The sequence below is a fragment of the Streptomyces sp. NPDC043896 genome (assembly GCF_056435605.1).
On sequence record NZ_JBWKEE010000027.1, the window covers coordinates 97,067 to 114,243 of the forward strand.

A 17,177-nucleotide genomic window follows, 5' to 3' on the forward strand; every position below is an offset into this window, starting at 1 on the left:
TCGAACATACCGGTGGGTCTGGCTCCGCTCAATACAGCGTTCGCAAATGCGTCCGGAATAAGTCAACCGGTCGCCGGCATCCGGAAGCAAAGGGTTTGCTGCACCCGATGTACCTCGTCCACATGCATCTCCGGGCCCTGCTGACCGTCCGCAGGCTTCCCGGCAGCGCCGCGGCGGAGATCTCCGCGTGCGCGGAGGGCCGCGAGGGCCTGCAGCACGTGAGCGTGCACCCCGACCCCGAGGACCGGCCGGTCATCGGGGTCTACCTCCGGGCCGCGTCACTGGCGGAGGCGGAAGCGGCGGCCGTACGACTGTGGCGGCTGACACGGACCACGGTGCCGTCGCTGGCCGGCTGGGACCTGGTCCGGGCCGAGGTACCGCTGCTGCCGCCGCCCCCGGAACCGCCACCCCCTCGCACGAACTGGCCCCCCGAGTGCACGACTTGACGAAGACTTTGCCGCGGATCCGCCGGTACGCGAGCGGAGCTGGACTGAGTATGCCAAGGCCGGTTTGCCCAGCCCGCACCCCCTTCTGCGCGGCTCGGTGCAGTGAGCAGACTCATGTGCATCACCAACCCCTCCCCACGAAGGGCAGGAAGCACATGTCGTCGGAGATCTCCCGCAGCCTGATCCGCAGTGCAGTCGTGGCCGCGTCCCTGGTCCTCGCCACTCTCACGGCCGGCACCGCCCACGCCGACACCGCGACACCCCCGCCCGCCGCCGCCGGGGACACCACCCCGGCACCGGGCACGAGCCACGACGACCTCGGCTGGCAGTGACCCCCGTGGACCGGCGGCCCCTCGACCTGGCGGACCGGCTGATCGAACTCAGGGACCGAGGGCTCCGCGACCTCCCCGTCGAACGGATCCCGCTCCACGAGATATCCGTCGGCTTCACCCCCCGCGTCGACGGCGAGGACGCCGACTGGATCCGCACCCTCGCCGAGACCGAGGCCGAACTCCCGCCCATCCTCGTCCACCGTCCCACCATGACCGTGGTCGACGGCGTCCACCGGCTGCGCGCCGCCGCCGCCCAGGGCCGCACCGACATCCGGGTCCGGTTCTTCGACGGACCCCAGACCGAGGCCCGGCTGCTGGCCGTCGCCACCAACACGGCGCACGGCCGCCCCCTCACACCGGCCGACCGCGACGCCGCGGCCGCCCGCGTCCTCGCCGCCCACCCCCTCTGGTCGGACCGCGCGGTGGCCACCCTCACCGGGCTCTCCGCCCGCCGGGTCGCCCGGCTGCGCAAGGGAAGCGGCGCCCGCGCCGACCGCAGGATCGGCCGCGACGGCCGGATCCGGCCCGTGGACGCCTCCGCGAGCCGGGAACACGCCAGTGCCCTGCTACGGGCCAACCCCGGCGCCTCGCTGCGCCAGATCGCCGCCGAGGCCGGGCTGGCGCCGGCCACCGTGGCCGACGTACGCGACCGGCTGCGGCGCGGCGAACACCCCGTCCCCGGCCGCGACCCCCTCCCACCCCCTCCCGCAGAACCGGCCCCCGTCACCGCCCCCGGCACCGCCCCGACCCCCGCACCCGCACCCGCCCTCGCCCCGACCCCGCTCGCCCCGTGCCGCCCGGCCACCACCGCGGCCGCCCGTACCCCCTCCCCCGACCGGCTGCTGCGCATCTTCGACGCGCTGCGCCGGGACCCCACCCTCAGGCTCAGCGAATCCGGCCGCAACGTCCTGCGCCTCCTCAGCGCCTGCACCGTGATGGCCCAGGACCGCCGGCGGATCACCGCCACCCTGCCGGCCCACTGCAAGCAGCCGGTGGCCCAGCTCGCCCAGGGCTACGCCCACCTGTGGACCCAGCTCGCCGACGAACTGGCGTCGGCGGCCGAGGACGACCCGGCCGCACTGAGCGCCTGAACCGAACAGGAAGGAGCGCCGACCGTGCCGACGCACACCCCCCGGCCCATATCCGGAATCGTGGACGCGGTGGTCAGCACGTCCCGTGACGCGGACGGAGCCCTCGCCTTCCACCTGCTGGTCGGCCCGCCCGACCGGCCCTGCGAATGCGACCGCATCGAGCTCACCCTCGACCCCGAACACGCCCGCACCCTCCTCGGCCACACCACCCGCACCCTCCCACCACAGACCCGGGTGCCCTGCCGGGTCGGCGTGGAATTCAACGCCCCGTCACACCCGCACCACCGCTGAGCCGCCACCCGCCCGGCGGTACCGGAACCGGCCCGGCCGGCGTCATGGCCGTACGCCGGACCGGGCGGCGTCGACCGTGCACAGCCGCTTCGTCGCCCGCGTCAGGGCCACGTACAAGTCCCTCTCCCCACCGGGGCGGGCCGTGACGATCTCCTCGGGGTTCACGACGACGACCCCGTCGAACTCCAGCCCGCGTGCCTCGGACGCCGGCACGACGCGCGCGTGGCCGCCGACGCCCCCGGCCGTCAGCTCGCCCACCCTGGCGTCCGCGCAGATCACCCCCAGGAGCTCGCCCGGGTGCGCCGCGCTCTGGCCGCGGAGTTCCCGGACGACGGCGGCGGCCAGCCCGTCCGGACACGCGGTCACGGTACGCGGACTCTCCCCGCTCCTCAGCGACCGCGCCGGACGCTGCTCCGGAGCGATCCGCGCCAGCAGGTCCCGGACGCTCTCCAGGATCTCCTGCGTGGTGCGGTAGCTGACCGTCAGGTCGTGCAGCCTGAACCGCGGTCCGACGTGCGGGCCCAGCGCCTCCTTCCAGTCGCGTGCCGCCGCGACCGGGCCCGCCTGGGCGAAGTCACCCACCAGCGTCATCGCCTTCGCCGGGCAGCGGCGGACGATCATCCGCCACTGCATGGCGGTCAGTTCCTGCGCCTCGTCGACGACGACGTGCCCGTACGTCCGCTCGGGCGGCCCATCGACCAGGCTCGCCGCCTCGTCCAGCAACGGGGCGTCGGCGTCGGTCCACGGGTCGTCCCGGCCGCGCAGCAGCACGGACCGCTCCCGCGCGGTCAGCCGGGGCAGGTGCTCGGCGAGGGCGCCGGGATCCGTCAGGAGCGCGTTCACGAGGTCACCGGGCACCAGCCGCGGCCACAACACCTCGACCGCCCGCTCGACGCCGGCGTCGTCGAGGAGACCGGCCCGGATGGCGTCCAGGTCCAGCTCGTGCGCCGGACCCGGGTCGCCCGCGCCCTCCTCACGACGCCCCGCCGCTCCGGTGAACCGGTCGAGGTCCAGGCCCGTCATCCGGGCGGCATCGGCGTCGATCTGCTCCATGAGGTCGCCCAGGTCCCGTCGCACCGCGTCGGTGACGGCGTCGGCCAAGAGCTCCTTGAACACCTCACGCGCGGGGTTGTGCCCCGGTGCGGCCGCCACGGCGGCATCGCGTGCCGCGGCGACTTCCCCGCCGGACAGACGCACCACCTCCTGCCCGACCCGCACGGCGAAGTCCCCGGCGGGGGCCTGATGGGCGCGCAGCAGCCCGGCCAGGGCGTCGGCGAGACCGGCACCGCCCTTGAGGCGCGCCGCGTCGAACGGCTCCACCCTGTCCGCGGACACTCCGGCCAGTTCCCCGCAGGTCGCCAGAACGACGTCACTCTCCCCGAGCGAGGGAAGGACCTGGGAGATGTAGTCGAGGAACCGGGTGTTCGGGCCCACCACCAGCACACCCTCACCCGCGGCGCGCGGGAACGCGTACAGCACATAGGCCGCCCGGTGCAGGGCGACCACCGTCTTGCCGGTCCCGGGCCCGCCCTGCACCACGGTCACCCCGCGGTGCGCGGACCGGACGATCTCGTCCTGCTCGGCCCGCAGCGTCGCGACGGCCGTCTGCATCCTGCCCGTACGCCGTGCCGACAGGGCCTCGGCCAACGGGCCGTCCCCCACCACGTCCTCGTCGGTGGCGGCCGTCCCGTCCAGCAGCTCGTCGCTCACCGATACGACGCTGCGCCCCTCAAGGCGCAGGTGCCGGCGCCGCCGCAGGCCCATGGGATGGACCGGTGTCGCCTCGTAGAAGGGCCGCGCCGCGTTCGCGCGCCAGTCCACGAGGAGCGGCAGCTCGTTCTCCTCCCTGTGCAGCCCGATCCGCCCGATGCGCAGGGCGGTGCCGTCCGCCAGGTCGATGCGCCCGAACACCAGCCCCTTCTCGGCCCCTTCCAGCCGCCCGATCTCCCGGGCCAGCCGCTCGGCGGCCACGTCCCTCTCGTACGCCTCACCGGCACTGCCCGCCGGGGCCTTCAGCACCCTCGCCCGCTGTGCACGCGCCTCGGAAATCCGCTCGGAGAGCAGTTCATATAAAGAGGACACACAATCCCGCTCCAGCGCAACGGCACGCACAGCGGCATCTTCATTCCTGGACAACCAATTGCTCCTTCGATTCGCACGACACCATACGGTCGAGTTCCCCGGAAGATAAGCCTTGACTTGCCCACCACCCCATGCCCCGTCAACAACGCCCGGCCATACGGAATATCCACCGGTCCGCATTCCCGCATTGCACGGCCGATCACGACGGGCCCGACCCGGTGGCATAGGGTTTCCGCATGACCAGAACCACACCACCCCGCCCCGTGCACGTCGAGGAACTCTTCCCGAAGCTGCGGGCGTTTCGAGGTGTGACGACGCGCCTGCACCCGAGGCCGGGGCATCCGGACGCGTCGGTCAGCTCGATCGGCGGTCCGCTGCTGTGGCCGGCCGACGAACCGTGGCCGGTCTGCACCGAGCCGCACAAGCGCGGCAGCGGGTACCGCGTCGCGGACATCCACCGCCGGCGCCAGGTGCTCGCGGACGCCTGGGCCCGTGACCGGCCCAGCGACGAGGAACGGGTCCTGCTCAAGGAACTCGGCCGCAGGCACCGCGACCGGGACGTCGCCGCCACCGATCCGACCCCCCTGGTCGGCCTGGCCCAGCTGTACCGCCGTGACGTACCCGGCCTCCCGCCCGGCCCGGACGGCTGCGACCTGCTCCAGCTCCTGTGGTGCCCGTTCGAGGCCCACGGCCCGAGCCGCCACGGCCTGGCCCCGCACGTACGCTGGCGCCGTTCCGACCAGGTCGCCGTCCCGCTGGACGCCCCACCGCAGCCGACGCTGGTCGGTTTCGAGGGCGCGGTCGCCGAGCCGTGCGTACTGCACCCCGAGCAGGTCGTCACCTACCCGTACGCCGGATCACTCCCCGTCCGGCTGTGGAGGAGGATCGACGCCTGGGAGGACGCGGAGGAACGCAAGGCGGAGAAGCGCGGCCTGGAGGACGAGCCGGTCACCTACCACCACGACCTGTCGATCCCCCAGGGCTGCCGGGTGGGCGGATTCCCCTCCTGGCACACGACCGACCCCTCCCCGATGAACTGCGAAACCTGTGCCGCACCGATGGCCCTCCTGCTGACGCTCGACAGCGACGAGTGGGACGGCGCCCACGGCAGCTGGATGCCCACCGAAGAGTGGGCCGTCGCCGAACACCTCCGGAACAGGCGCCCCACGGAACTCACGATCGGCCGAGACGGCCTGCTGAACATCTTCGCCTGCCCCACCGAGCCCGCACACCCCCACCGATGGAGCATCCAATAACAGGGCCACACCGTTGGACTGACAGTGACAGGCGCCTCGGAGAGTTTTCCTCCATGACGTTTCGAATCACGGTTCTCCGGCGTCGAAGAGCGCGATGCTGCCGTTGCCGGGGACGCTTCGTTGTTCGGCGGGAGGCCGGCGGCCGCGCCCGGGTGACAGCGACGTCGCGTCCGGCGGCGGCTGCCAGGATGCCGGCGGTGCGCACCTCCGCTAGGAGGTGTAGAGGGCTTTGGCTGCGGCCGTCATGCCCGCGTACATGGTGGCCATCTGGGCGTGGAGCATCGCTGCGTCGTGATGTTCCTGCTCCTTGCGGAGCGTCCAGGTCTGGAAGGCTTCGTCGGCGCTCTTGCGGTGCCTGTACGCCAAGTTGTAGTACTCCGTTGCCTGCTGGTCGCCCATGCGTCCCACCTGGTCCCCCTCGTTGTTCGATTCACGTCCGGTGTCGGTTCAGGCTACGGACCGCATGCTGATCATGAAAGCTGAATGCCTGCCCCTCCCGGATTCACGTATGACGGCGGGTCTCGGGCGGGGGCTGGACGGTCGCCGCTGCGGTGGCCATGGCTGCGATGCGCGGGGCGAGGTCCGGGTCCGGGGGTTCGGACAGGAGGAACACCCGGGCGAAGACGGTGCCGAGCACTGCGGCGTGGACCAGGGCGGGGTCCGTCGGCCCGGTGAGCTCGCCGCGGGCGACGGCCCGGTTCAGCAGTTCCGTCACCTGCCGGCGCTCCTGGGCGATGAACGTCTCCTGGAAGCGTGCGGCGATGTCCGGCTGCTGTTTCAGGTCCGCGAGGAGACCGGGGGTGGCGGTGGCGACGACCGGGTCGCGGAAGACGGCGAGTATCACGTTCACGAGCTCGGTGAGGTCTCCGAGCAGGGTGCCCGTGTCGGGAAGGGGCCGCGGTTCCCGGCCGTGGACGAGCGCGGAGAAGACGAGTTCGCCGCGGGAGGCGTAGCGGCGGTAGATGGCTGCCTTGCCCACGCGCGCCTTGGCGGCCACGGCGTCCATGGTCAGGGCGGCGTACCCGACGTCCGGCACCAGCGCGCGTACGGCTTCGCGGATCGCGTCGTCCACGCGGCTGTCCCGCGGGCGTCCGGGGGGTTGCTTCGACGGCTGCACCAGGCCATCATACGGAACTATGAGTATCGGAACTGAAAGTCTCGTAACTCCTCCCGCCGACGGCGACGGCACTGCGCCCCGCGCGCGTACCCTGACCCTCTGGGCCGGGCGCAGCACCGTGGCCATCGGCCTGCTGCACCTCGCGTACTTCGTTGCCCCGACCTGGCCACGGTGGGGGGACTGGCTCGGCGGCACGCTCCACGGCCCGAGCGCCATCGAGGACCCGGCCAACGCCGAGTCGCTGAGCCTGTTCTGGGCGATGCCGGGGAGTTTCGCCGTGCCGCTGGTTCTGCTCGGCCTGCTCGTGGTCCGCATGACCCGCACAGGGCAGGAGATACCCGGCTACGTGGGCTGGACCCTGGGGGCATGGGTGCTCGTCTGCGGCTGGATCCTCGCACCGTCCGGCTTCCCCCTCGGCTTGGTCCCGGTGGTCCTGTTGCTCCTCGCCCGGCGCACGCACGGCCGGGCGGCGGCGGAGGCGCCCAGGACTCCCTGACAGCGTGGCCCTGGGTGATGGGCGTCGTGTGGTGCGCACTGGGTGTGCGTCACTGGGGTGCGGCGGTACTGGGATGTCGTTGTGCCGGCGAAGGCTGTTGTCGTTGGGTGTGTGGGGTGGCTGCGTACGTCTTTGAGGCCGATCGGCGGCGGGCAACTAGGCGGGCCACCTAGCACGCAGGCTAGAGGCCGCCCGTGCCGCGCATGCCACCGCCGACTGCGGGGACCCGAACCCGGGCCACCCGCATGCGTCGGGGCGTTCACGCTCCTGTCCTGAGACGTCGTACAGGGGCTTACTGGGTACCGTTGACGCAGACTGCTTCAGTTCTCACGGTGATTGTCTCTGAGCTTTCGTTAGTACCAGCGACGGCCCAGGAGTCCGGAGGTCCGCCCGGCGCTGACAGAGCAATCGACTCCTCGGTTCGAAAGCCGGACTGCCCAAAAGGGTATGGACGTCGGACGCGTCCTCGCCACCGGCGAGTCCTACACCCGACCGGCACACCACAAGATCGGTACCAAACCCCGGAGAACCGGGCAACCGGCAAGCTGAGCTGTCAGCCAACCTCATCGCCACGACCCCGACGGTGTTGGATAGCCGCATGGTGAGACGCAAGAAGGAGAAGAAGAAGCGGCCCGACTGGGGCATCCCGAAGGGGATCGTGCTGTTGGCCACGCCAGAGGGCTGGCGCCACAGCGTCCTCACCATGGAAGGCGGCATGCTCTGCGGGCGTCTGGACGTGCCGGTCAACACCGACCCACAAGACGCGCGAGCCGCGGCGGCCCAGATGGTGACGGAACTCGCGCGCGACTTCCACGACACCGACGTCGAGGTGAGCTGGGATCCCCCTCAGGAGCCCTGGTCATGGACCGCTCAAGTCACCCTCGCCGCCGGAGCCGAACCTGCTCCGGCGGAGACCGAAGGTTAAACGGCAAGCTGAGGTGTTCTCCACACTGAGGGCTGGGGCCGGCACCGGGCAGTGCCCATCACGCCGATGCCGCCGCGTCGGTCAGCGCCGGGCCTTGTCCGGGGTCCGTGGAGAGCAGGGCCCGAGCGCTGAAGGCGGATGTGAAGGCGGCCGAGAAGCTGCGCCGTACCCACTACACCGCCACCACGACCGCGGGCTGCTCCGGGCCGCCGGCAGTGCCGATACCCGGCCCGGTTCGGGCAGCGAGGAGTGACATCTGACGGCTACCGCCGAACGCATCGCTGCGCGAGCTCGCGCTGAAGCTGACGTGCCGGATGCCTCGCCACGGGTGATCGTCCTTGAAGTGGGCGGGCGGGCCACTCACAGCTGGGAGTGGAGGAACGTCCTCAGGTGGGGATTGACCGCCTCGGCGTCGGTGAAGCTGAGGAAGTGCTTGCCGCCCTCGACGGTGATGAGGGGTTCCGACTTCGGGATGCCTGCCGTGATCTGCTCGGCGGCCGCCACCGGGTACGCGGCGTCGTCCGTGCCGTGAAGGACGAGCGCCGGGCAGGTGATCTCGGGCAGGCGGGCCACGATGTCGTCCCGGCCGGCCAGCGCCTCGATGGCCAGCAGGACCTGCTCGGTGGGGTAGGCGCGCCACTTCCGCTCCCACTCCGGGTGGCGGGCCCCGCCCAGGCAGATCGCGGCTGTCTGCTCGATGAGCGCGTCGACGGGGCCCTGCTCGGCCCAGACGGCGGCGGACTGCCGGTAGGCGGCGGCTACCTCGGGTGCCTCCGCCGCGGCCGAGGTGCCGAGCAGCGCGAGCGCGGCGACGCGCTCCGGGGCGAGGAGCGCCATCCGCATGCCGATGAATCCGCCCTGGCTGGTACCGATGACCGCCGCGCGGGCGATGCCGAGGTGGTCGAGGAGGGTGAGTGCATCACGGGCGACGTCCCAGTAGTCGAAGGGTGCGTCGGCCGGGGTGCCGCCGTGGGCCCGTTCGTCCATCGTTATCAGCCTGAACTCGTCGCCGAAGTCGGCAACTTGGGCGGCAAACATCCCGCCGTCCATGAAGAAGCTGTGCAGGAGGAGGACGGCAGGCCGCCCGTCACTCCCGTGATCCGTGTACTGCACCTGCTGGCCGTGGTCGGTCGTGATCGTGGGCATGGGGACCTCTCTGTCGCCGGACAAGCGCATGCGTACACCGGGATGGCTCAGTTTTCCACATGAGGTCTGATGGTCCGTTACGAGGTCACCCAGGGCGATCGGCGTTCGGGACCGACCAGGTCATCCACGAACTCCTGCGCTGCCAGGTCCGTGAACGGGCCCGCCGATTGGAGGACAAGCTCGGTGTCCTCACCCACCGAGCACCGCGACCAGCAGTTGTGACTGACGCTTCAGCTGACGAGTGAACACATGGGTTGGTGACCGCCGCGATCGCTCAGATATGCATGTCCGGGGTGCCGCGAACTGCATACGCGGGCAGACGGGCTTCCTTCAGATAGGCCGGGGAGAGCGAGAGGCCGAACCGCTGCTCGATGACGCCGAGGGTGCGCCGGTAGGTATCCGTGTAGTGCTCGCCTTCGGGGGCGATGAGCGTTCTCCCGTCGGGCTGCAGCACGTACCCGCTAACGAGCTCGGGAAGCAGCAGGTCAGGCTCCTGGCCCCAGCGCCACACTTCCTCGCCCAGCCCAAAGCCACACAGCTCCACGCCGTCCCGAGCGTAGAAGACTGTGGCCGGCGGGCGCTCTTGCATCGGCACGTAGTGGACGGCTTCGACCCCGTCTCTGGAGATTTCTGCCAGACGGTCCCCGCCGGTCGAGTCCCCGTACTCCAGAGCGAAGGACCAGTCTTCATGCTCTCCGACCCGTACGACACCATCGCCTTCCTCGCCGGGTCGGTACCACTGGCCGAGATCCCACGCTTCGGCGTCGGTGATCGGCTCGGTAGCGCCGTCCCGGTCACCTCCCATGCGCACCGCCAGTTCCTGCGCGGATATCCCGCGTGCGAACACCACGCTGGACATCCAGTACTCCAGATCGACAAGCCACCGAATCCCGTCGCGCATGCCTTCGCCTCTCACCTGTAGCCATTGATCCTCGGGTGCACCCCATGCAGCCCCACCGACAAGGCGATCTCATCGTGTAGCGCCAAGTGATCACGCTGTCGGCCGGGAAGCGCTGGAGCCGCCGTTGCCGGCGCTCGACTGGCCAAGCAAAGCGCTCAGCGACAGCAGCCATTCCCGGCCTCAGCCGGGAATGGACATCAGCTCGCGAACCGCCCTCTGAGAGGTCCCCGGGAGACGGCTCCCCCTCGCCGTCTCGGAGGGGAATCAGGCGAGGCAGAACTCGTTGCCCTCGATGTCCTGCATCGTGATGCACGACTCGTTGACGCCATCGGCGCGCTGCGTCAGCACGTGTTTCGCGCCGAGCGCCATCAGCCGTGCGCATTCGGCCTCGAGTGTGGCCAGGCGCTCGTCACCCACGAGCCCTGTGCCGACCCGCACATCAAGATGCACCCGGTTCTTGACGACCTTGCCTTCGGGAACTCGCTGGAAGAGCACGCGCGGGCCCACACCCGAGGGATCAGCGCACGCGAAGTAGACCTCGTCCTCAGGCGGCAGCGAGTGGTGGTACTCCTCCCACGTGGCAAAGCCCTCCGGGACTGTCGGTACGACGTACCCCAGCACCTCGCACCAGAAGGCGGCGAGGCGCGCAGGTTCCGCGCAGTCGAAGGTCACTTGGAACTGCTTGATCGTTGACATCGGCGCACGATAACAGGGGCCCTGCTCATCTCCCCGGGCGGGTGGATCCACACGTTGATGCGTAGTGGGGGTGTGTCAGTGGGGGCTGCGTGGGTGTCAGTTGTTGTTTTGCCTGGTTGTTGGGGTGTTGGGGCTGATTGGCTTTGTAGGTGAGTTTCAGGAACGTCTGATGCTCAGCGGCGGGAACGCGCGGTTCCACGGGAGAGTGATGTCGCCGAGTTCTGGGAACACCTCGGTGCTTGCTTCGGGACCATGGTTGTGCTCTGCACGACGAGGGGGCCGGGGTGCTGCCGAAGTCCAAGGTCGATCTGTACGCGGCGATCCGCCGTGACGCCAGGACCGGCATGTCGGTGCGTGCGCTCAAGCGGAAGTACGGCGTCGGCTACGAGACCGTGCAGAGGGCTTTGGCCTCCTCGTTGCCGGAACCGCGGAAGAAGATGAGGCCGCGGGAGACGCGGCTGGACCCCTACAAGCCGGTGATCGATGCCATCCTCACGGCGGATCTGACCGCGCCGCGGAAGCAGCGGCACACCGTCAAGCGGATCTACGACCGGCTGCTGGACGAGCACGACGCCGTCGACATCTCCTACCAGATGGTCCGCGGATACGTCGCTGCCCGCCGTGACGAGATCCGACTGCAGGCCGGCAAGGGCGTCGTGGACGCCTTCGTCCCGCAGACCCACAAGCCCGGCGTCGAGGCCGAAGTCGACTTCGGCGACGTCACGGTGAAGCTGGCCGGTGAGCTGGTGACCTGCTATTTGTTCGCGTTCCGGCTGTCCTACTCGGGCAAGGCCGTCCACCGCATCTTCGCCTCGGCGGGTTAGGAGGCGTTCTTCGAAGGCCACGTCCACGCTCTCAACGTGCTGGGCGGAGTGCCGACGGGGAATGTCCGCTACGACAACCTTAGGGCCGCCGTCGCCCAGGTCCTGGGCCTTTCACGCCGCCGGGTGGAAGCCGAACGCTGGACTGCCTTCCAGTCGCACTACGGCCTCGAAGCCTTCTACTGCCAGCCCGGAGCCGCGGCGCCCATGAGAAGGGCGGAGTCGAGGGCCAGATCGGCTGGTTCCGCCGCAATCACCTCGTCCCCGTCCCTGAAGTCGACACGCTCGCCGAGCTCAACGTGATGATCGACCGGTGGGACCAGGAGGACGACACCCGCCGCATCCGGTCCCGTCCCCGCACCATCGGCGAGTACTTCGCGGCCGAGCAGCCGCTGCTGGTGCCCCTGCCGGAGGAGCCGTTCGAGACAGGCAGGCTCTCCACCCCGCGGGTCGACCGCTACAGCCAGATCTGTGTCCGGATGAACCGCTACTCGGTGCCGGTCCGCCTGATCGGGCGGACCGTTCGGGTCATGCTGCATGCCTCCGATCTGGTGGTCTACGACGGCCGCGAGGAAGTCGCCCGGCACGAACGGCTCATCGCCCGCGGCGCCACCCGCCTCGAACTCGACCACTACCTTGAGGCTCTGGTCCGGAAACCGGGTGCTCTGCCCGGCGCTACCGCCCTCGATCAGGCTCGCGCCGCCGGCCGGTTCACTCCCATCCATGACGCGTGGTGGCAAGCCGCCGTGAAGGCTCACGGAGAGCGCGAGGGCACTCGGGCCCTCATCGAAGTCCTCCTCCTGAGCCGCCACCTGCCCCACGAGCACCTGATCACCGGCCTTGCCTCCGCGCTGAAGACCGGCGCGTTGACCGCGGACGCCGTCGCCCTGGAGGCGCGCAAGGCAGCTGACGCCGACGCCCAGCCCGAGGATCTGCCACAGCCGGTCGTCTCCGGGGGCCAGCCCGGTTTCGCTCCGCTGCCGGCCGCCATCCGGGCCCATCTGCCACCTGACAGACGCCCACTGTCCTCCGTCGCCCACTACGACGAGCTCCTGCGACTCCGCCGACCCGACCGCACCACCCCCTGAAGAGGAGAACGCCGTGTCCCTTCCCCGCCAGCGAGGACTCACCGAACAGGCCGCCACCACCGCCGTCGACCAAGCCTGCCGGATGCTACGGCTGCCTACTATCCGGTCCCAATTCCCCGAGCTCGCCGACCAGGCCGAACGCGAGCAGATGTCCTACCTCGGATTCCTCGCCGAACTCCTCCTCGCCGAGTGCGACGACCGGGCCCGCCGCCGCTCCGAGCGCCGCATCAAGGCCGCCGGGTTCCCCCGCGACAAATCGCTCCGCAAGTTCGACTTCGACGCCAACCCCAACCTCGACCCGGCCATGATCCACACCCTCGCCAAGTGCGAATGGATCAAGAAGGGCCTGCCGCCCTGCCTGATCGGCGACTCGGGCACCGGCAAGTCCCACCTGCTGATCGGGCTCGGCACAGAGGCCGCAATGGCCGGCTACCGGGTCAAGTACGTCCTGGCGACCAAGCTGGTCAACGAGCTCGTCGAAGCCGCCGACGAGAAGCAACTGACCAAGACCATCGCCCGCTACGGCCGCGTCGATCTCCTCTGCATCGACGAACTCGGCTACATGGAACTCGACCGACGCGGCGCCGAACTCCTCTTCCAGGTTTTGACCGAGCGAGAGGAGAAGAACAGCGTGGCGATCGCTTCGAACGAGTCCTTCTCTGGCTGGACGAAGACGTTCACCGACCCTCGCCTCTGCGCGGCCATCGTCGACCGCCTCACCTTCGGGGGCAACATCATCGAGACCGGCACCGACCTACCGGCTGGCGACCACCCGTGCTCGCGCTGAACAGCCGGTCAGCTGAACCGCCTCTGAGGACTTGATCTCTGTCGCGAACGAGTTCTAGGGTCGGTCCACCCAACGTCTTCCCACTGGAAGTGTTCATGCCTCGCCGGTCACCGGGCGAGATCAGGACGCAGCTCACGCAACGCCGAACGCAACATCGGCGGGCACCCGTGATCCGCGGATTGTCTGCCTCGGCGAACAGGCAGATCGCCGACTTCGAACGAGGCCACGGCCTCCCCGCGGGCGAAGTCGCACACTCGTTCCGCCGCTGGAACACGTCTATCCGCCGGTCACGCGGAGACCACGAGCTGTTCTACGAACGCGATGACACCGACCTCTGCAACGGCGAGTATCACGTCCGCACGCTGCTGGAGCTCACCCTCCATGCTCTGAGGTCCAAGGCGCGACGCGAGCTGAGCGCAGTGATCGGTCCCGCAGACGAACGCGTGCTTGACCGCACGCTCAACAACCCCTTCGCACCCCAAGACCTCCCCTGGTGGATGCGTCGAATAGGTGTCTGAACCTCCAACCGTTCCTTGTTCTGACCGACATCTCCAGGCACTTCAAGCCAGAAGCGTTGCCAGCACTGGCCGACATTCGTTCTTCGTTTTCACCTACGCAGCCAGGCTGATGTTTGTGCGGTCGTGGTTGTGGCGTGGGTGCGGTCTTGGTGGTGTCAGTGGGTGCGGTCTGTGTGTAGTTGAGGTTGCTGGTGTTTTGCCGTTTGCCGGTCATACACGGGGTGTGGGTTGATGGCTATCGGTGGGGGCGGCTGAGGGTTTTCTGTGCCTGTGTCAGGTGGTGGCGGGCTTGGTGGAGATGGGTGCGGGAGGCGAGGGGGTCGGGGTCGCTGAGGTGGTAGTGGGCTTGGAGTAGGTGGGCCGCTGCCTGTGCTGCGTGCTGGGCGGCTTGGGTGAGGGGGGTGGCGGGGTTTTCGAGGCTGGTCTCGAGGGCGGTGTGGGTCAGCCGGTGGGCCAGGAGGGGCAGGTGGCCTGGGGTGGGGTTGGTGCTGGCCTGGTATCCGGCCAGGAGGCGTGTGAGGGAGGCGGGCGGGTCCTGGTCGGTGGGGGCACGGTGGAGCGCGTCGGTCTCTGCTCGGGCGAGGAGGGAGCCGAGGAGAGGGAGGGCGTCGTGAGGGGTGGGGCCGCCTGCGCGGCGGGGTGGCAGACGCCCTGCGGAGGAGATGTGCGCGGCCTGTCGGCGCCGGGCCGCGGGAAGGCCGGCGCTCGGCCTATGTCGGCGGTGCGGGCGCCGGCGGATTCTGGACGCGGCGACCCAGTGGTGCCGTCCGTGCTCCGATCCGGCGAGGGCTAAGCCGTCTGTGGCCTGCACGGGATGCGGCGTGGCGTCCCAGTGGGCGCGGGGCATGTGCAAGCGCTGCTACGAGTACTCGCCGCATACGGTCAGAACTCGCGCGGCAGGCTGGGCCCGCAGGATGCCCTGCACGCCGGGCTTCCCCGGGCGCAGCGTCGACCTCGCTCTCGATGATGCCACATGGCGAGCCCTGGAAGCCTGCCTCAGCCACCGCCGCGCCCTGCGCACCGACAACCCGCACGTGCTGGTCACCCGGCTCACCAGAGTTACTACCCGCCCCGCCGACGCGGCCCACATCCGAGACAGCCTCGCACCGGTCGGCCTCCTCCCGCGGGTCTTGCGCTCCACACGGCTGCTCACTCTTGCCGACGAACTCGACATCAAGCAGCTCACCGTGGCTGCGGCGCCGCGGCTGACTGAAGATCCTGATCCAGGAGGCATACGACGCCAACTACCGTGTCTACGGCGCGAGGAAGATCTGGCGGCACTGAATCGCCGGGGCCGGACCGTGGCCCGCTGCACCGTCGAACGCCTCATGCGCGAGCTCGGCATCACCGGCGCCGTCCGCGGCAAGAGAGTGATCACCACGATCCCGCACCCCTCTGCGCCAAGGGCGCCGGACCTGGTCGACCGCGACTTCGTCGCCAGCGCGCCGAACTGCTGCTGGGTCGCCGACTTCACCCATGTCACCACGTTCGCTGGCGTCGTCTACGTCGCCTTCGTCGTGGACACCTTCTCCCGCCGGATCGTCGGCTGGTCCGCCTCGACCACGAAACAGACCAGGCTCATCCCGGACGCCCTGGACATGGGACTTTGGCAACGCGACGGTGACCAACATCCGCCTCTTCCAGGTGAGTTGGTGCATCACTCGGACACGGGATCGCAATATACGTCCTTCACGCTGGCCGAGCACCTGGAGAAGGCCGGCGTCGCCGCCTCGATCGGATCGGTCGGCGACGCATACGACAACGCGCTGATGGAGTCCACGATCGGCCTCTTCAAGACAGACGTGATCAAGCCGCAGCGGCCCTGGCGATCCCTCGCCCAGGTCGAGCTGGCCACCGCCGAATGGACCGACTGGTAAGACCACACCCGGCTCCACGGTGAGATAGGGCACATCCCGCCCGCCGAATACGAAGCCAACCACTACCTGAGCACCACGAAAGCCCAGTTCACAACCAACATCTGAGATCTCTACCGAACCCGGAAACGGTTCAGCTTTCGCCTTGCCCGCCCGCGTGACCATAAGCCGGCGACCACGAGCGCAGCGCCCCAGACAGTCCGAACTCCAGGTGCTGCTCGCGCTTGCGATACCGCAAAAAACGGCGTCGGTCTGCCGCGCGGTGCCCGGTCCTGATTCCCGAGTTCATCCGGGTTCCAGATTGAGTCATCCGGATCGTGGTCGGATAGTGTGGCGAGTCGGCGGCCGTGCAGTGGTGTGGTGGGCTGGTGGATTGAAACAGTGCAGGAAGCACTGCTTCGCTGATAGGGCAGGAACGGTGACCTGGGAAGTCAAGAGGGATGAGGACCGCGGAGAGTGGCTGTATGAGCCGCTGGTCGGTGTCGGTCTGCTGGAGTTTGGCATGCCGTTGCCTGAAGCGGTTTCACTGCTGAACGGCCGTCCCCAGTCGCCGCCCAGGGTCGGCGACTGGATTGTGGATACCGAGGAGTCGTTCCCCGAGCTGGGTGTGACGCTCTACGGCACGGATACGGGTAGCCTTGCGGCGGTCGCGGTGGACGCGTTGAGGGGTCCGCAGGTGAAGGTGGCCGGTATGCCGCTCGTGGGCCGGGTTCCTTCCGTGGTTGAGCAGTGGCTGGGGGACTACAACGGGGAACATGGCTACGAGGACAGGTTCTCCCCTGATGGGGGCTTGGTGTCAGCTGAGCTTGGGGTGTTCGTTCGCGTGCAGAGGGCGGGCGACATCCTCCTGACCCGTCCGATCTTCCTCGCGAAGGAGTGGACCGGGGATATGTGGGACTCCATGCATCCGAGTGAATGGATGATTGGCCACTACCGGACCTGATCCGCGGCCAGCCAGGCCTGCGAAGCGGGTCCATGGCTGGAGGCGAAGCCGGAAGGCCGGGTGGGAGCGAAGCGGACACCCCAACGGGGCGGAGCCCCGGACCCCGTGAAACGGGGTCACCCCAAGCCTGCGAAGCAGGCAGTTCATGGTGGAGCGCAGCGGAACCATGAACAGTCCGGAGCGCAGCGCAGGACTCCGGCCCGAAGGGCCGGCCATGGCTCGGCGAAGCCGAGCCCCGCCGAGCGCAGCGAGGCGGTTCATTGCTCCGGAGCGAAGCGGAGGAGGCAGGCGCCAAAGGCGCCTTCGGCCGAGCGCAGCGAGGCCGATCTCTCCTGAGCGCGCAGCGCTCAGGTACCCGCTCCGCGGG

15 protein-coding genes and 2 pseudogenes are annotated in these 17,177 nt (G+C 69.5%); 11 read left to right on the forward strand and 6 right to left on the reverse strand.

Annotation, left to right across the window (positions count from 1 at the left end; genetic code table 11):
• The first annotated feature begins 122 nt into the window (after window positions 1-122).
• From AC069X_RS31540 to AC069X_RS31555, 4 genes are all read left to right on the forward strand, one after another.
• Window positions 123-446 carry a hypothetical protein gene (locus AC069X_RS31540; protein WP_478733957.1) on the forward strand — a complete coding sequence of 108 codons (324 nt, stop codon included), beginning with the start codon at window positions 123-125 and terminating at the stop codon, window positions 444-446.
• 155 nt (window positions 447-601) lie between these two features.
• Window positions 602-778, forward strand: a complete 177-nt coding sequence (locus AC069X_RS31545) for a hypothetical protein (protein ID WP_478733959.1) — start codon at window positions 602-604, stop codon at window positions 776-778.
• Between the two features lie 5 nt (window positions 779-783).
• Window positions 784-1,869 carry a ParB/RepB/Spo0J family partition protein gene (locus AC069X_RS31550; RefSeq protein ID WP_478733961.1) on the forward strand — a complete coding sequence of 362 codons (1,086 nt, stop codon included), beginning with the start codon at window positions 784-786 and terminating at the stop codon, window positions 1,867-1,869.
• A gap of 24 nt (window positions 1,870-1,893) precedes the next feature.
• On the forward strand, window positions 1,894-2,160 hold the full coding sequence (locus tag AC069X_RS31555; RefSeq protein WP_478733963.1) for a hypothetical protein: 267 nt from the start codon (window positions 1,894-1,896) through the stop codon (window positions 2,158-2,160).
• 42 nt (window positions 2,161-2,202) lie between these two features.
• Here the strand turns inward: AC069X_RS31555 and AC069X_RS31560 are convergent, their stop codons facing one another.
• Window positions 2,203-4,242, reverse strand: a complete 2,040-nt coding sequence (locus AC069X_RS31560; protein WP_478733965.1) for a HelD family protein — start codon at window positions 4,240-4,242, stop codon at window positions 2,203-2,205.
• A gap of 236 nt (window positions 4,243-4,478) precedes the next feature.
• Here AC069X_RS31560 and AC069X_RS31565 point away from each other — a divergent pair, with 236 nt between their 5' ends.
• Complete coding sequence (locus tag AC069X_RS31565; protein ID WP_478733966.1) at window positions 4,479-5,498, forward strand: hypothetical protein; 1,020 nt, start codon at window positions 4,479-4,481, stop codon at window positions 5,496-5,498.
• 210 nt (window positions 5,499-5,708) lie between these two features.
• Here AC069X_RS31565 and AC069X_RS31570 read toward each other — a convergent pair whose 3' ends face one another.
• Window positions 5,709-5,864, reverse strand: a complete 156-nt coding sequence (locus tag AC069X_RS31570; RefSeq protein ID WP_478733968.1) for a hypothetical protein — start codon at window positions 5,862-5,864, stop codon at window positions 5,709-5,711.
• Between the two features lie 136 nt (window positions 5,865-6,000).
• A complete protein-coding gene (locus AC069X_RS31575; protein ID WP_478733970.1) occupies window positions 6,001-6,570 on the reverse strand; it encodes a TetR/AcrR family transcriptional regulator in 570 nt (189 codons plus the stop codon).
• Window positions 6,571-6,634: 64 nt separating this feature from the next.
• Between AC069X_RS31575 and AC069X_RS31580 the strand changes: the two genes are divergently transcribed.
• Window positions 6,635-7,111, forward strand: a complete 477-nt coding sequence (locus AC069X_RS31580) for a DUF6463 family protein (RefSeq protein ID WP_478733972.1) — start codon at window positions 6,635-6,637, stop codon at window positions 7,109-7,111.
• Window positions 7,112-7,709: 598 nt separating this feature from the next.
• The gene (locus AC069X_RS31585; RefSeq protein WP_478733974.1) at window positions 7,710-8,036 is read left to right on the forward strand and encodes a hypothetical protein; all 327 of its coding nucleotides are present in this window, start codon (window positions 7,710-7,712) and stop codon (window positions 8,034-8,036) included.
• A gap of 360 nt (window positions 8,037-8,396) precedes the next feature.
• On the opposite strand, the gene AC069X_RS31590 is transcribed toward AC069X_RS31585, so the two are convergent.
• The 3 genes from AC069X_RS31590 to AC069X_RS31600 all read right to left on the reverse strand — a co-directional run bounded on the left by AC069X_RS31590 (window position 8,397) and on the right by AC069X_RS31600 (window position 10,779).
• Window positions 8,397-9,182 carry an alpha/beta fold hydrolase gene (locus AC069X_RS31590; RefSeq protein WP_478733976.1) on the reverse strand — a complete coding sequence of 262 codons (786 nt, stop codon included), beginning with the start codon at window positions 9,180-9,182 and terminating at the stop codon, window positions 8,397-8,399.
• Between the two features lie 274 nt (window positions 9,183-9,456).
• Window positions 9,457-10,083, reverse strand: coding sequence for a DUF6461 domain-containing protein (locus tag AC069X_RS31595; RefSeq protein WP_478733978.1), 627 nt, complete (start codon window positions 10,081-10,083; stop codon window positions 9,457-9,459).
• A 264-nt stretch (window positions 10,084-10,347) separates the two neighbouring features.
• Window positions 10,348-10,779: a VOC family protein gene (locus AC069X_RS31600; protein ID WP_171166537.1), complete on the reverse strand. Its 432-nt coding sequence runs from the start codon at window positions 10,777-10,779 to the stop codon at window positions 10,348-10,350.
• A gap of 344 nt (window positions 10,780-11,123) precedes the next feature.
• Between AC069X_RS31600 and istA the strand changes: the two are divergent.
• The 4 genes and pseudogenes from istA (at window position 11,124) to AC069X_RS31620 (ending at window position 16,810) form a co-directional block, all read left to right on the forward strand.
• Window positions 11,124-12,688, forward strand: a pseudogene (gene istA, locus AC069X_RS31605) (IS21 family transposase).
• Window positions 12,689-12,701: 13 nt separating this feature from the next.
• Window positions 12,702-13,491, forward strand: a pseudogene (gene istB, locus AC069X_RS31610) (IS21-like element helper ATPase IstB).
• Between the two features lie 1,323 nt (window positions 13,492-14,814).
• Entirely contained in the window at window positions 14,815-15,870 is a 1,056-nt protein-coding gene (locus tag AC069X_RS31615) for an IS3 family transposase (protein WP_478733979.1), read from the forward strand.
• 415 nt (window positions 15,871-16,285) lie between these two features.
• Complete coding sequence (locus AC069X_RS31620) at window positions 16,286-16,810, forward strand: hypothetical protein (protein WP_478733981.1); 525 nt, start codon at window positions 16,286-16,288, stop codon at window positions 16,808-16,810.
• Window positions 16,811-17,177 lie beyond the last annotated feature (367 nt).